This window comes from Bacillus cereus group sp. BfR-BA-01316, assembly GCF_022664195.1.
In the GTDB taxonomy this organism is placed as follows: domain Bacteria; phylum Bacillota; class Bacilli; order Bacillales; family Bacillaceae_G; genus Bacillus_A.
This window is the reverse complement of sequence record NZ_JAKUGX010000043.1, coordinates 1-12,836: the sequence shown is the minus strand read 5'-3', so window position 1 is coordinate 12,836 and position 12,836 is coordinate 1. Positions and strand designations below refer to the sequence as shown.

The window sequence follows — 12,836 nt, the reverse complement described above, 5'->3', positions numbered from 1 at the left end:
TAACTTTGAGAATGATGGTGATTTTTTTATGTTGAAAGTAAAACGTCCATTTGATGCTTATTTAGATGAAATGAATAAAATTACAATTTTGCTCCCACATGCGTATGGAACAAGTCGGAAATTTCGTTTACAAGAAGGAAACAATGTGAAAGATTTACCGATTGCTCATACTATCGCGCTTCCGGATGCAACGAAGTATGAGTGCTTTATAGAAGAGCCGCTAGATGTGGGGAAGTATTATACAGTACGAGATGAACGGAACGAAGAAACAGATTTACAAATAGGTGCTGTGATTCGAACAACAACCTTCGATGAGAAGTATTATTACGAAGGTACAGATTTAGGTGCTGTGTATCAAAAAGAAGCAACAACATTTAAAGTGTGGGCTCCAACTGCGAGGCTTGCGAAAGTAAGAATTTATAAAAGTGATAAAGAATATATCGATCATGAAATGTACAGGGAAGAAAATGGAGTTTGGATTCATATATTACAAGGTAATTTAGACGGAGCACACTATACATTTCTTGTTTGTATTAATTTAATATGGAATGAAGCGGTGGATCCATACGCAAAGTCAGTGACTGTAAATGGGAAATACGGCGTTGTTATCGATTTGGAAAAGACGAATGTAACAAAACGAAAGCAATTACCACCATTACAGTCAATGACAGATGCCATATTGTATGAACTGCATATTCGTGATGCTACTATTCACCCAAACAGTGGAGTGAATAAAAAGGGAACATATAAAGGATTGATGGAAGAGGAGACAACGGGACGAAATGGGACGTTAACGGGATTGTCTCATATAAAAGATTTAGGTGTTACACATGTTGAACTATTGCCTTTATTTTGTTTCGGTGGCATAGATGAGGCGAACCCTTCCTCCGCATATAATTGGGGTTACAATCCATTATATTACAATGCGCCAACAGGATTTTATGCTACAAACCTTTCTGACCCGTATAACAGAATATCAGAGTGTAAACAGGTTATTGAAACATTTCATACGCACGGCATCCGAGTTGTGGTAGATGTTGTATATAACCACGTATTTGAAAGAGAAACATCTTCATTTGAAAAATTGGTGCCTGGGTATTATTTCCGTCACGGTAAAGATGGCATGCCTTCTAATGGGACGGGAGTTGGAAATGATATAGCATCTGAACGGAAAATGATGAGGAAATTTATTATAGAATCTGTTGTATATTGGCTTACTGAATACAATGTTGATGGATTCCGATTTGATTTAATGGGCATTTTAGATGTTGAAACGATGAACGAGGTAGAAATGGAAGTACGAAAAATAAAGCAGGATGCGCTGTTATTAGGTGAAGGATGGGATTTGCAAACACCGCTTCCTCTTGAAGAGAAAGCGACGTTAAATAATGCGAATAAAATGCCATGTATCGCACAGTTTAATGATCAATTTCGTGATGGAATAAAAGGAAGTACTTTTAATATAAATAAACGTGGCTTTGCATTTGGTGGGCATGTAGACTGTAATCATTTGCAGTATATAGTAGCTGGTAGCCTTTTAAGTATGAAAGAAACAGGATTGTTCCTAGAGCCAGTACAAAGCATCAACTATGTAGAATGTCATGACAATATGACGATGTGGGATAAACTAGTGCAAAGTAATCCAGAATCAGAAGAAATTTTGAAAAGGCGTCATCGTTTAGCAACTGCAATGGTTATTCTTTCACAAGGGATTCCTTTCTTACATGCGGGGCAAGAGTTTTATCGTACGAAGCAAGGAAATGAAAATAGCTATAATGCAAATGATGAAATTAATCAATTAGATTGGGATCAAAAAGAGAAAGAGATGGAGACTGTTAACTATATAAAAGGGTTAATTGCGATTCGCAAAGGGCATGGGGCATTCCGATTACAAAATGCAGACCTTATAAAAAAGCATATGACTTTTTTGCAAACATCTACAGAAGTACTGGCATATCACCTGCAACATGTAGAATTATTTGGGCCGTGGAAAGAGATTGTAGTTTTATTTAATAGCGGTTTGGAAGCTAAAACGGTGCAGCTGCCAAAAGAAGAAACGTGGCATGTGTTAGTAAACGAAAAGCAAGCGAAAATAGAGCCAATTTCTTCATTTAGAGGAAAGGAACTTCAATTGGCTCCAATTAGCACGTATATATTGACGATAATGTGACAAATCGCTACTTGACGATGAGAATGTAATAAATGTAGAATTGACAAAGGTGACGATTTTGATAAGTTGTCATTATATGAGTGATTTTGTAAAATAAACTAGAAGAACAGGTGATTTATCCTGTTTTCGGCTTATGCCAAGTTTTTTTCATTCAAATACAGTAAAATATATGAATCCACAACATGTGTAGAAATGTTGCGGTTTTTCTTTTCATACTATAAAAGATAAGGATTTGTTAACGGGTAATGAATATGGAATGGTTGGAACAATTATTAGGAAAAGAGTGGAGTCTTATACCAGCTGGTGGAGTAACGGGCGATGCATATATTGCGCAAAACGGACAACAAAAGTTATTTTTAAAGCGGAATACATCGCCCTTTTTAGCGGTATTGTCAGCAGAAGGAATTGTTCCAAAATTACTTTGGACAAGAAGGGTAACGAACGGTGATGTAATTTCTGCTCAAAAATGGCTTCCGGGACAGAAGTTAGAGCCAGAGGATATGAAACTAGAACGTGTTGCGAAACTTTTGAAGAAAATACACTCCTCTAAAGCGCTTGTGCAGATGATTCAAAGGCTAGGAAAGCAGCCGCTTCATGGGCAAGAGCTATTACAACAATTACAGCTCGTTTTAAGAGGAGATATAAGAGTTGATGAAACAATTCAGCAAGGTCTTCAATATTTAACTGAGTCATTAAAAGATATTGAGTACAATGAATTCGTTGTATGCCATTGTGATGTAAACCATAACAATTGGATATTGTCGGATGAAGATGAATTGTTTTTAATTGATTGGGATGGAGCTGTTATTGCTGACCCAGCTCTGGATCTTGGTATGTTATTATATTGGTATGTTCCGCGCCATGAATGGAGTGAGTGGCTCGGATATTATGAGGTTGAACTAGATGAATCATTGCTTAGGCGTATGAGATGGTATGTGATAGCACAAACGATTTTATCTATTCAATGGCACACAACAAAAAAGCAGCAAGCAGAAGCTAAATATTGGCACCAATATTTACAGCAACTACTTGCTTCAGAATAATACTTAAGAAAAATTGTCCATTCCAGCAATCCACTGAGTAAGTTGTTCTTGATTATTGGAAATATGGTTGTCCAAATTAGAGGAATATTTACCCGATTGACTATAAGAATATACATCGTTTAGCATTGCTTTAGTGTCACTACTTATACTATCGTTTGCGAGTAACGATTGAATGAGTCGCTCTAATTGCTCGCATTCAGAAACTGTCCCGCAGCAATCACTTTGATGATTGATTAAAATATCTTTTAACACTTCTAATTGATGCTGTTGATTAATTGGCATGAACGGATCATCCTTTCGATTGTTGTTCTCTTTGGAACATGTAAGAGAAGAAGCTGCTCGTCATGGAGTAGTTAATCATTGGCTAACGAAACATCGGAGTTTCGTTTAATGCTTTATGTAGTTTTTATCAAAATGGTACATCTTATACTTGAAAGAAACGGACCGAGTGCTCGTACGTACTTGGTTTTTTGCTTGATAGATTGATTAAAACAGAAAGAAGGAATTTTTCCTTTGAAATAGTTTTGTAAAGAGAGGGAGACATCTATGCGTTTAAGACATAAGCCTTATGCAATGGATCGAATTAATGAGTATTCACATATCGTAATTGGGAGCCCAGAGGAGCGCGCTGGTAACTGGAAAGAAGTATTTGGAAATGAACAGCCAATTCATATTGAAGTAGGTACAGGACGTGGCCGCTTTATGTATGATATGGCAAAAGCAAATCCGCATATAAACTATATTGGAATTGAAAAATTCACAAGTGTTGTTGTAGATGCACTTGATAAATTAATTGAAGAAGAAGTACCAAACTTAAAGTTAATTAATAAAGATGCTGAAGATTTAACAGTTTTCTTTGCGAAAGGTGAAATTGACCGCGTTTATTTAAACTTCTCAGATCCATGGCCGAAGAATCGTCATACGAAGCGTCGTTTAACGTATAAAACATTTTTACGCAATTATGAAGAAGTGTTAGTAGATGGCGGAGAAATTCATTTCAAAACTGATAACCAAGGATTATTTGAATATTCTCTTATGAGTATGGCTGAGTATGGTATGTTATTAACTTACCTTAGCCTAGATCTTCATAATAGTGATTATGAAGGAAACATTATGACAGAATACGAAGAGAAATTCTCTAGTAAAGGTCATCGTATTTACCGAGTTGAAGCAAAATATCGTACGGAGCCTATGCAGTAATGCATAGGTTTTTTATATGAAAAATAATCGGAATATTATGTTAAAATTAAATAGAAAAGGGGGATGGGATATGGAACAGTTACAAATTGGAAATATAAAAGTGACGTGGCTAAAAGGTGGGAATACACATTTAGATGGAGGCGCGATGTTTGGAGTTGTGCCAAAAGTACTTTGGTCACGCAAATATAAACATAATGATACAAATCATATTTATTTACGAACAGATCCGTTACTCTTACAAACGAAAGAAGGAAACATGCTTATTGATTCAGGGATAGGGAACGGTAAATTGAATGAGAAAATGAAGCGGAATCAAGGTGTAACAGAAGAATCATCAGTTAAGGAATCTTTAGAAAAGCTGGGACTGCATGCTGAAGATATTCATTACGTCTTAATGACGCATCTTCATTTTGACCATGCATCTGGTTTAACAAAATGGGAGGGAAATCACCTTGTTCCGGCGTTTCCGAACGCAACGATTTATGTAAGTGAGACTGAATGGAATGAAATGAAAAATCCGAATGTTAGATCGCGTAATACATATTGGAAGGAAAATTGGGAGCCAATCGTTGATAAGATTGTTACTTTTCAGCAGGAAATAGAAATTACGGATGAAATAAAGATGGTGCATACGGGTGGTCATAGCGATGGACATGCCGTTGTCAGTCTTGAAAGTCAGGGTGAAACGATGCTTCATTTAGCGGATATTTTACCGACGCATGCACATCAAAATGTATTATGGGTAATGGCATACGATGATTATCCGATGACATCGATTGAACATAAACAAAAGTGGATGAAGTATGGTGCTGAAAAAGAGGCGTGGTTTACTTTTTATCATGATGCATATTACCGTGCAGTAAAGTGGAATGAGGAAGGGCATATAGTGGAAAAGATAGAGAGAAAAACAAATATAGAAGCTTAATATTAATAAGAGGAGGGTGTCCAAAAATATTTATTGGAACAATCTCCACTTATTATGTATTGCTGTTATTATCAGCTTTTGTTGGTAATTCTCAAAAAGAAAAGAGGTTCACCTAATGGGAAACCTCTTTTTATGCTGCTATAACCTCTAAAACAGTACCTGTTTTAGCATCAACTAAAAATTCAAATCGTTCTTGTATTTCATCTAACATCGTTGTAAGACCGCCGCGATAAACTTCGTACGCGACATCATATTTTTCAAATGTCTCTGGAACCATATGTACCCAAGAGCCAGTAATTTCACCTTTATGACTTAATGCTTGTTTCACCATTTTTAATGCTTTTTCTGAAGAAATATGGGATTGTTCTTGTACTTTGTTTGCAACGAAATAACCAGCTGCGAATCCAACGCCAAGACCTGTGACTAAACCTTTCCAGCTCATATATTCACCTCAATTCTGTAAAATAAAAATAGTGTACCAATAATAATTATAATGCAAATGCTACTAAAAAAGAAGAAACTAGAAACATTTCGAAAATTTCGTTACAATAAAAGAGGTATTCTACTAAGGTTTGAAAGAAGGGGACTTCGTGAATAAAGAGACATTACAATTATTTCGTACGTTAACAGAATTACAAGGTGCATCAGGTTTTGAACATGATGTGCGCCGTTTTATGAAGCAAGAATTAAGCAAATATGCTGATGAGATTGTGCAAGACGGTTTAGGGAGCGTATTTGGCCTGAAAAAAGGGGACGAAACTGGCCCGCGCGTTCTTGTAGCAGGTCATATGGATGAAGTAGGTTTCATGGTTACGCAAATTACGAAAAATGGGATGCTTCGTTTTCAAACGTTAGGTGGCTGGTGGAGCCAAGTGCTATTAGCTCAGCGTGTACAAGTTATGACGAAGAATGGTCCTGTTATTGGGGTTGTTGGTTCAATTCCTCCGCATTTATTAAGTGATGCGCAGCGTGCAAAACCGATGGATATAAAAAATATGTTAATTGATATAGGTGCAGATAGCTATGAAGATGCGATTGAAATTGGCATAAAGCCAGGGCAACAAATCGTTCCAATCTGCCCATTCACGCCAATGGCAAATGAAAAGAAAATTATGGCGAAAGCTTGGGACAACCGTTACGGATGTGGCCTTGCTATCGAATTGCTAAAAGAATTAAAAGATGAAACATTACCAAACACATTATACTCTGGTGCGACTGTACAAGAAGAAGTAGGTCTTCGCGGAGCACAAACTGCTGCAAATATGATTCAACCAGATATTTTCTATGCGCTTGATGCAAGTCCAGCAAATGATGCATCTGGTGATAAGACGCAGTTCGGTCAATTAGGAAAAGGAGCGCTTCTTCGTATTTATGACCGTACAATGGTAACACATAGAGGAATGCGTGAATTTATTTTAGATACAGCAGAAACACATAACATTCCGTACCAATACTTTATTTCACAAGGTGGTACAGATGCGGGCCGTGTGCATACAAGTAACTCTGGTATCCCATCAGCAGTAATTGGTGTTTGTGCACGCTACATTCATACACATGCTTCTATTTTACATGTTGATGATTATGCGGCAGCGAAGGAATTAATTACGAAGCTTGTGAGAGCAACGGATAAGACGACGTTAGAGACGATTAAGAATAACGCGTAAAGAGGAGGGGTGAAAAACTCTTCTTTTTTTAGGTTGAATAGATGACCCAGTGATATGTGGTGGCGGTTAGTGCCTAAATGGTGCTCGAGCGATGTATTTAAACCCCGGATAGGAAGCGAGAGGAAGGCTGTTTTTGTGTTCGAGGCCGGGAATGATTTTAGAAAAGCTCTTTTTTTGTTGAATAGATGACCCAGCGATATGTGGTAGCGGTCAGTGCTTAATTGTTGCTCGAGCGGTGTATAAACCTCGGGGGAGAAAGATAGATGAAGGCTGCTCTTATGTTCGAGGCCGGACATATTGTGGAAAGTTACTTTCTTTTTTTTGTTGAATAGATGACTCAGTGATATGTGGTAGCGGTTAGTGCTTAATTGTTGCTCACTCCGAATAGATAGTGAGTACGATCTATTTTAACGTTCGAGGCCCGAAGTTGTGAAAGTGAAAAGTTTGAATGTAGAAGGAATTTGAGTGTGAATTTTTGTAGAGGTGAATGAAATGAAGGTAGTAGTTGGATCGAGGAATAAGACGAAGGTTGGGGCTGTGGAGAAGGTTTGGAAAGATGTTACGGTTATGTCTCTTTCTGTTCCGTCGGGAGTATCGGCACAACCATTTTCAGATGAAGAGACGATGCAAGGAGCGATTAATAGGGCGAAGCGAGCATTACAAGAAGGAGAAGCGCAAATTGGCATTGGACTTGAAGGCGGCGTGATGAAAACGGAGCATGGGTTATTTATGTGTAACTGGGGTGCTTTAGCGACGATTGACGGTAAAACATTTGTTGCGGGCGGGGCACGTATTAAGTTACCAGACGATTTTTTAGCACCGCTTGAAGAAGGAAAAGAGCTAAGTGAAGTGATGGAAGAGTTTGTAGAGCGAAAAGATATTCGTAGTCACGAAGGTGCTATCGGTATTTTTACAGATGATTATGTCGACCGAACGGAATTATTTGTACACGTTGTTAAGTTACTTGTTGGGCAATATAAGTATGATGAAAAGCAAGCATAAACCTTGCACCATGCGCGATGTATGGTAGTATAAAGAAAAGATTATAGTGTGAAAAGGTGCACTCATTAGAGGAGGAAATATAGATGAAATCATTAGAAAGCATGGAACAATTCCAAGAATTAAAAAATGAAGAGAATGTAGTCTTCATGTTCTCAGCAGAATGGTGCCCAGATTGCCGTTTCGTTGATCCATTTATGCCAGAAGTAGAAGAGAAGTATAGTGATTTCTCATTTTACTATGTAGATCGTGATGAGTTTATTGATCTATGCGTGAAGGTAGACGTATTTGGCATTCCAAGCTTTGTAGCGTACAATAAAGGTGAAGAAACTGGACGCTATGTAAATAAAGATCGTAAAACACAAGAGCAAATCGAAGAGTTTATTGAAGGTTTAAAATAAGACAATTAGCCAATTGAATTGTAAAAACAACCTCTACCTTCGCGGGGGAGGTTATTTTTTTGGAAGGGAGGAAAAAGAGATGAAAATGACAAGTAAAAAGATGAAAGACGAGTTAATGAAGAAATTATCTCGACCAGAATGGGGCTTTCATTATGATAGCGAGAAAGAAGTTCTTCGTATTGAACAAACAGACTCGAAAAAAGGTATTAACGTATCACTTCCAGGAGTAGTGGCAAAATGGGAAGTGAACAAAGAAAAAGCGATTGAAGAGGTCGCTTATTACGTACAAGAAGCGCTAATTGCAATGCATAAAGAAGAAAATAGCACGGCGAAAATTTTACCTGTTATTCGCTCTACTTCTTTCCCGAAACAATCAGAAGAAGGAAATCCGTTTATTATGACGGACCATACGGCGGAAACACGTATTTATTATGCGCTCGATTCTAATAAAACGTATCGACTAATTGATGAGCGTCTATTACAAAAATTAGAACTTACAGAGCAGCAAGTGCGTGAAATGGCATTATTCAACGCTCGCTCATTAGGTTATGAATTTAAACAAGAAACAGTAGCTGGTAATACATTCTACTTTTTAAACACAAATGATGGGTATGATGCGACTCGTATTTTAAACGAATCGTTACTACAATCGATGCGTGAAAAGATTTCTGGTGACATGGTTGTTGCTGTTCCTCACCAAGATGTATTAATTATTGCTGATATCGTCAACGAAATCGGTTATGATATTATTGCACAAATGACAATGAAATTTTTTGCCGAAGGGCATGTTCCGATTACATCACTTTCATTCGTATATGAAGATGGGGACTTCGAGCCAATCTTTATTTTAGCGAAGAATCGGAAGAAGACAGATGAAAAAGAGAAAGGATGAACGAAGTGAACGTTTTTTACAACCTTGAAGGAATTGGTGACACTTTAATTGTTACCTTACAAGATATTACTTTAGAAAACCGTACATTTGACCGTAAAGGAGATGTTGCTCGCGTTTATGATCGTGAAAGCAACGTAACAGGAGGATTCAACATCTTTAATGCGTCTTCTTATGTAGAAGTAACAGACAACGGAAACGTTACATTAACGAAAGAGTTTGTTGAAAAAATTAACGACATTTTAGCGAAGAATGGCTTTGAAGAAAAAGTAGAAGCTGATTTCACGCCGAAATTTGTTGTAGGCTATGTAGCTGAAAAAGAGAAGCATCCAAACGCTGATAAATTAAACATTTGTACAGTAGAAATCGGTACAGAAACATTACAAATCGTATGTGGTGCACCGAACGTTGATGCAGGACAAAAAGTTGTCGTTGCGAAAATTGGTGCTGTAATGCCAAGCGGTATGTTAATTAAACCTGCTGAGCTTCGCGGTGTTCCTTCTTCTGGAATGATCTGCTCTGCACGTGAATTAGAGCTTCCAGATGCTCCACAAGAAAAAGGTATTCTTGTATTAGAAGATAGCTTTGAAGTTGGACAAGAATTTAAATTTTAATTGATATTAGAAAAGTAGTCTCGCATACGTGAGGCTATTTTTTTGTGCGAAATTCCTAGCATTGTAACGTTTTCTCTCAAAATCTATATTGTATTTTTAAAATAGATTAGGTAAAATTTAGAAAAAAGAAGGGGATAGACGTATGAAACAACAACCAAAAATTGCAGAACTTCTGAAACGAATTGAAACTTCAAAACAGCAAGATATCGAGTTAGGTTCCTATGAAATATATGTGTTTAGTGAAATTGAATTAGAAAAAGGGCAAATCGGTTACCGATATGATAAACATAAAAATTCATTAATAAGCAATGAAAGCGGAAAATGGCAAGAAGGATGGATTGTTATCGGATATGAAACGGATATGGGAGATCCTGTTTTCGTTAATGTAGATGAAGATACTTACCCTGTTTATACAGCTGAGCGCGGTACGGAAACGTGGCAACCGATTTATATCGGGAATATGGATGATATTATAAAAATACTGTAAGAAAATGTTTTGAGCCCGGTGCAAAGTGATAGGAGAGAAAAATGAAGTATATAAAAATAATGTGTGCTATTGCAGTCATTGGAATATATATGGGAGGTTGTTCACAAGAACAACCGAAAAAAGAAACAACATCTTCTGTACAAGAAAAAAACAACGATAAAAAAGAAGACGCACCGGTAGAAAAGCAGCAAGAAGAACAAGAAAAGAAAGAAGAACCGCAAGCAATTCAAACGAGTGAGCAAGCCGAACTTAAGCAGGAGGAAGTGTCGGCCAAAGAAAAGACAGAGGAAATCCCGCCGGCGCAGACAACTGAACAGCCCGTACAAAATAATGAACAAAAAGTAGAGAGTAAGGAGAAACAAGAAAAGTTTCTCGTCGTTATTGATCCAGGGCATCAACAAAAAGCGAATTTAAATTTAGAGCCAATTGGTCCAGGAGCAACTACGCAAAAATATAAAGTAACAGACGGAACAGCGGGAGTTGTAACGAAAAAGAGGGAATCAGTTCTTGTATTAGAGATGGCTTTTATATTGAAAGAAAAACTGGAAGCAAAAGGTATACAAGTATTGATGACGAGAACGTCACATGAGGTTGATATAAGTAATAAGGAACGAGCGACATTCGCGAATGATCATAAGGCGAATTTATTTTTACGTCTTCACGCGGACGGTTCTGAAAATCCAAACCAAAGTGGGTTCGCTGTATTGACGCCAGCAGAAGGAAATCAATATACGAAAGAAATCTATGCTGAAAGTCTTCAAGTCTCCCAAACAATTGTAAACAAAATGAGGGGAAATCATCAGGTGAAAGTAAATGGAATTAAATTTCGAGATGACCTTTCTGGATTTAATTGGTCGAAAGTACCTGGAGTACTATTAGAACTCGGATTTATGTCAAACCCAGAAGAAGACAAAAAATTATCTGACCCACAGTATGTAAATTCTTTATTACAAAGCGTGACGGATAGTGTAGATGAATATCGGAAAAATAAAGCTTAAACTGCAGTCTTATATGGAAGGCTGCTTTTTTCTATATACAAAATACTCGTAAATTAGAATATTATGGATAAAGTTAATATGCTTAATTTTACCTGCACTTTTTGCTGAATGCTGATACAATAAAGGATGTTACTATTTAGTAGAAAGAGTGGTAAGCATGTTAGATTGGATGAAAAAGCTGTTTAACAAAGAGGAAGAAAAAACAGCGATAAATAAAGAAGTACCAAAGCAAATTGAAAGTCAGCCGAAAATTCTTCGTGTAAACCACTACACTGAAGCAAGAGAAGCACAAATGGCAAGTCGGAATGCAGGGAAATGCCGTTTTCCATTAATACCAGATAATGGCTTCGATGAGGAGAATGTAAGAGAACTACCTAACTTTGAAGAACAACCTATTCAAAGAGGAGCATATGAAGAACAGCCTACTCAAAGAGGAATAAAAGTGGAAAGAAGCAGACGACCGTATGTGGAAACAGAAGCACCTACATATGAGGAACCGGAATTGCAATATGAACCGGAACCAGAGCCTGTCGTAAAAAAAGCATTCGTACCGTCGCAAGAAAGTAACCGTAGACCATTTCGTCCAACAGAAATGATTTCTCCGATTTATGGATATAACCGTCCTTCAGTAGAAACGAAGGTTGTGCAGGAGGAAGAAAAAGAAAGAGAAGATCTTGAAATATCCGTTGAAGGAAAAGCAGTTGTTGACGCATGGTTAGAGAAAAAGGGATATACATTATCCGACTTTTCGGGAGTTCTACAAGGGAGTTCATCTGTTAAGAATGAAGTGAACGAACGAAGTAATAAAGTAGAAGAAAAATCGGTTGTGGATGCATGGTTAGAGAAAAACGGTTACGAAGTTGAACGTCAAGCCCCTTCATTAGAAGAAAGCCAGAGTGATGAATTGCTTCATAAAACAGTAGGACAGCATGTGGAAGAAGAGGCTACAATTGTACAAGCCTTGAAGCAGGAGCAAGATGTAGTGGCGTTATCATCTACAGAAGATAACGAAGAAACTTTACAAGAAGAGTCAATAGATTCTAAAGTAGAGCATGTGTATTCGATATTAACAGAAGAAAATGAATGTAATACAGAAATAGAAGAAACTGTTGCTGAAGTTGCAGCAAATCAAGTCGAAGAAGGATCCTTAGAAGATGTAGTGATTGTAAAAGCAGATGAAAAGCTTGAAGAAACAATTACTATAGAAATACCAGATGCTTTTGAAGAAGAATCTAAGGAAGCAGAAGAAGTTGCGGAGTTAGAAGAACCTGAGGAAGCAGAAGAAGTTGCGGAGTTAGAAGAATCTGAGGAAGCAGAAGAAGTTGCGGAGTTAGAAGAATCTGAGGAAGCAGCAGAGGTTGCGGAGTTAGAAGAACCTGAGGAAGCAGCAGAGGTTGCGGAGGTAGAAGAATCTGAGGAAGCAGCAGAGGTTGCGGAGGTAGAGGA

General features: G+C 37.5%; 13 protein-coding genes and 1 pseudogene. 12 read left to right on the top strand and 2 right to left on the bottom strand.

The genetic code is table 11. The annotated features are described in order from the left end of the window. The first annotated feature begins 28 nt into the window (after positions 1–28). Together pulA and MR071_RS23115 are read left to right on the top strand one after the other, a co-directional pair. Positions 29–2,170: a type I pullulanase gene (gene pulA, locus MR071_RS23120; protein ID WP_105586007.1), complete on the top strand. Its 2,142-nt coding sequence runs from the start codon at positions 29–31 to the stop codon at positions 2,168–2,170. Positions 2,171–2,415: 245 nt separating this feature from the next. Next, positions 2,416–3,213 carry a phosphotransferase family protein gene (locus tag MR071_RS23115; RefSeq protein ID WP_105586008.1) on the top strand — a complete coding sequence of 266 codons (798 nt, stop codon included), beginning with the start codon at positions 2,416–2,418 and terminating at the stop codon, positions 3,211–3,213. Positions 3,214–3,216: 3 nt separating this feature from the next. Here MR071_RS23115 and MR071_RS23110 read toward each other — a convergent pair whose 3' ends face one another. After that, positions 3,217–3,495, bottom strand: a complete 279-nt coding sequence (locus tag MR071_RS23110) for a YtzH-like family protein (protein WP_105586009.1) — start codon at positions 3,493–3,495, stop codon at positions 3,217–3,219. Between the two features lie 264 nt (positions 3,496–3,759). On the opposite strand from MR071_RS23110, the gene trmB reads away from it, so the two are divergent. Beyond that, positions 3,760–4,413, top strand: coding sequence for a tRNA (guanosine(46)-N7)-methyltransferase TrmB (gene trmB / locus MR071_RS23105; RefSeq protein WP_105586010.1), 654 nt, complete (start codon positions 3,760–3,762; stop codon positions 4,411–4,413). A gap of 70 nt (positions 4,414–4,483) precedes the next feature. Further along, positions 4,484–5,338, top strand: a complete 855-nt coding sequence (locus MR071_RS23100) for a YtnP family quorum-quenching lactonase (protein WP_105586011.1) — start codon at positions 4,484–4,486, stop codon at positions 5,336–5,338. Between the two features lie 130 nt (positions 5,339–5,468). On the opposite strand, the gene MR071_RS23095 is transcribed toward MR071_RS23100, so the two are convergent. After that, positions 5,469–5,780 (bottom strand): PepSY domain-containing protein, encoded by a 312-nt coding sequence (locus tag MR071_RS23095; protein ID WP_002112333.1) that lies wholly within the window; start codon positions 5,778–5,780, stop codon positions 5,469–5,471. 148 nt (positions 5,781–5,928) lie between these two features. Here MR071_RS23095 and MR071_RS23090 point away from each other — a divergent pair, with 148 nt between their 5' ends. The 8 genes and pseudogenes from MR071_RS23090 to MR071_RS23055 all read left to right on the top strand — a co-directional run. Beyond that, positions 5,929–7,002 carry a M42 family metallopeptidase gene (locus MR071_RS23090; RefSeq protein WP_002123132.1) on the top strand — a complete coding sequence of 358 codons (1,074 nt, stop codon included), beginning with the start codon at positions 5,929–5,931 and terminating at the stop codon, positions 7,000–7,002. A gap of 492 nt (positions 7,003–7,494) precedes the next feature. Next, on the top strand, positions 7,495–8,004 hold the full coding sequence (locus tag MR071_RS23085) for a DUF84 family protein (protein WP_105586012.1): 510 nt from the start codon (positions 7,495–7,497) through the stop codon (positions 8,002–8,004). An 83-nt stretch (positions 8,005–8,087) separates the two neighbouring features. After that, a complete protein-coding gene (locus MR071_RS23080; protein ID WP_002015619.1) occupies positions 8,088–8,402 on the top strand; it encodes a thioredoxin family protein in 315 nt (104 codons plus the stop codon). 79 nt (positions 8,403–8,481) lie between these two features. After that, positions 8,482–9,294 (top strand): DUF1444 domain-containing protein, encoded by an 813-nt coding sequence (locus MR071_RS23075; protein ID WP_105586013.1) that lies wholly within the window; start codon positions 8,482–8,484, stop codon positions 9,292–9,294. Then, a complete protein-coding gene (gene ytpR / locus MR071_RS23070; protein WP_070145159.1) occupies positions 9,291–9,905 on the top strand; it encodes a YtpR family tRNA-binding protein in 615 nt (204 codons plus the stop codon). The genes MR071_RS23075 and ytpR overlap by 4 nt, the downstream gene beginning before the upstream one ends. Positions 9,906–10,047: 142 nt before the next feature. Continuing rightward, entirely contained in the window at positions 10,048–10,392 is a 345-nt protein-coding gene (locus tag MR071_RS23065; RefSeq protein WP_105586014.1) for a thiamine transporter, read from the top strand. Between the two features lie 41 nt (positions 10,393–10,433). After that, the gene (locus MR071_RS23060) at positions 10,434–11,390 is read left to right on the top strand and encodes an N-acetylmuramoyl-L-alanine amidase (RefSeq protein WP_105586015.1); all 957 of its coding nucleotides are present in this window, start codon (positions 10,434–10,436) and stop codon (positions 11,388–11,390) included. Between the two features lie 157 nt (positions 11,391–11,547). Then, positions 11,548–12,836 (top strand): annotated as a pseudogene (locus MR071_RS23055) (DNA translocase FtsK); the annotation flags it as partial.

Excerpts from the sequence above, each read along its gene's own strand:
- pulA (WP_105586007.1), top strand. The coding sequence starts at position 29 with ATGTTGAAAGTAAAACGTCCATTTGATGCTTATTTAGATGAAATGAAT.
- MR071_RS23115 (WP_105586008.1), top strand. The coding sequence starts at position 2,416 with ATGAATATGGAATGGTTGGAACAATTATTAGGAAAAGAGTGGAGTCTT.
- MR071_RS23110 (WP_105586009.1), bottom strand. The coding sequence starts at position 3,495 with ATGCCAATTAATCAACAGCATCAATTAGAAGTGTTAAAAGATATTTTA.
- trmB (WP_105586010.1), top strand. The coding sequence starts at position 3,760 with ATGCGTTTAAGACATAAGCCTTATGCAATGGATCGAATTAATGAGTAT.
- MR071_RS23100 (WP_105586011.1), top strand. The coding sequence starts at position 4,484 with ATGGAACAGTTACAAATTGGAAATATAAAAGTGACGTGGCTAAAAGGT.
- MR071_RS23095 (WP_002112333.1), bottom strand. The coding sequence starts at position 5,780 with ATGAGCTGGAAAGGTTTAGTCACAGGTCTTGGCGTTGGATTCGCAGCT.
- MR071_RS23085 (WP_105586012.1), top strand. The coding sequence starts at position 7,495 with ATGAAGGTAGTAGTTGGATCGAGGAATAAGACGAAGGTTGGGGCTGTG.
- MR071_RS23080 (WP_002015619.1), top strand. The coding sequence starts at position 8,088 with ATGAAATCATTAGAAAGCATGGAACAATTCCAAGAATTAAAAAATGAA.
- MR071_RS23075 (WP_105586013.1), top strand. The coding sequence starts at position 8,482 with ATGAAAATGACAAGTAAAAAGATGAAAGACGAGTTAATGAAGAAATTA.
- ytpR (WP_070145159.1), top strand. The coding sequence starts at position 9,291 with ATGAACGAAGTGAACGTTTTTTACAACCTTGAAGGAATTGGTGACACT.
- MR071_RS23065 (WP_105586014.1), top strand. The coding sequence starts at position 10,048 with ATGAAACAACAACCAAAAATTGCAGAACTTCTGAAACGAATTGAAACT.
- MR071_RS23060 (WP_105586015.1), top strand. The coding sequence starts at position 10,434 with ATGAAGTATATAAAAATAATGTGTGCTATTGCAGTCATTGGAATATAT.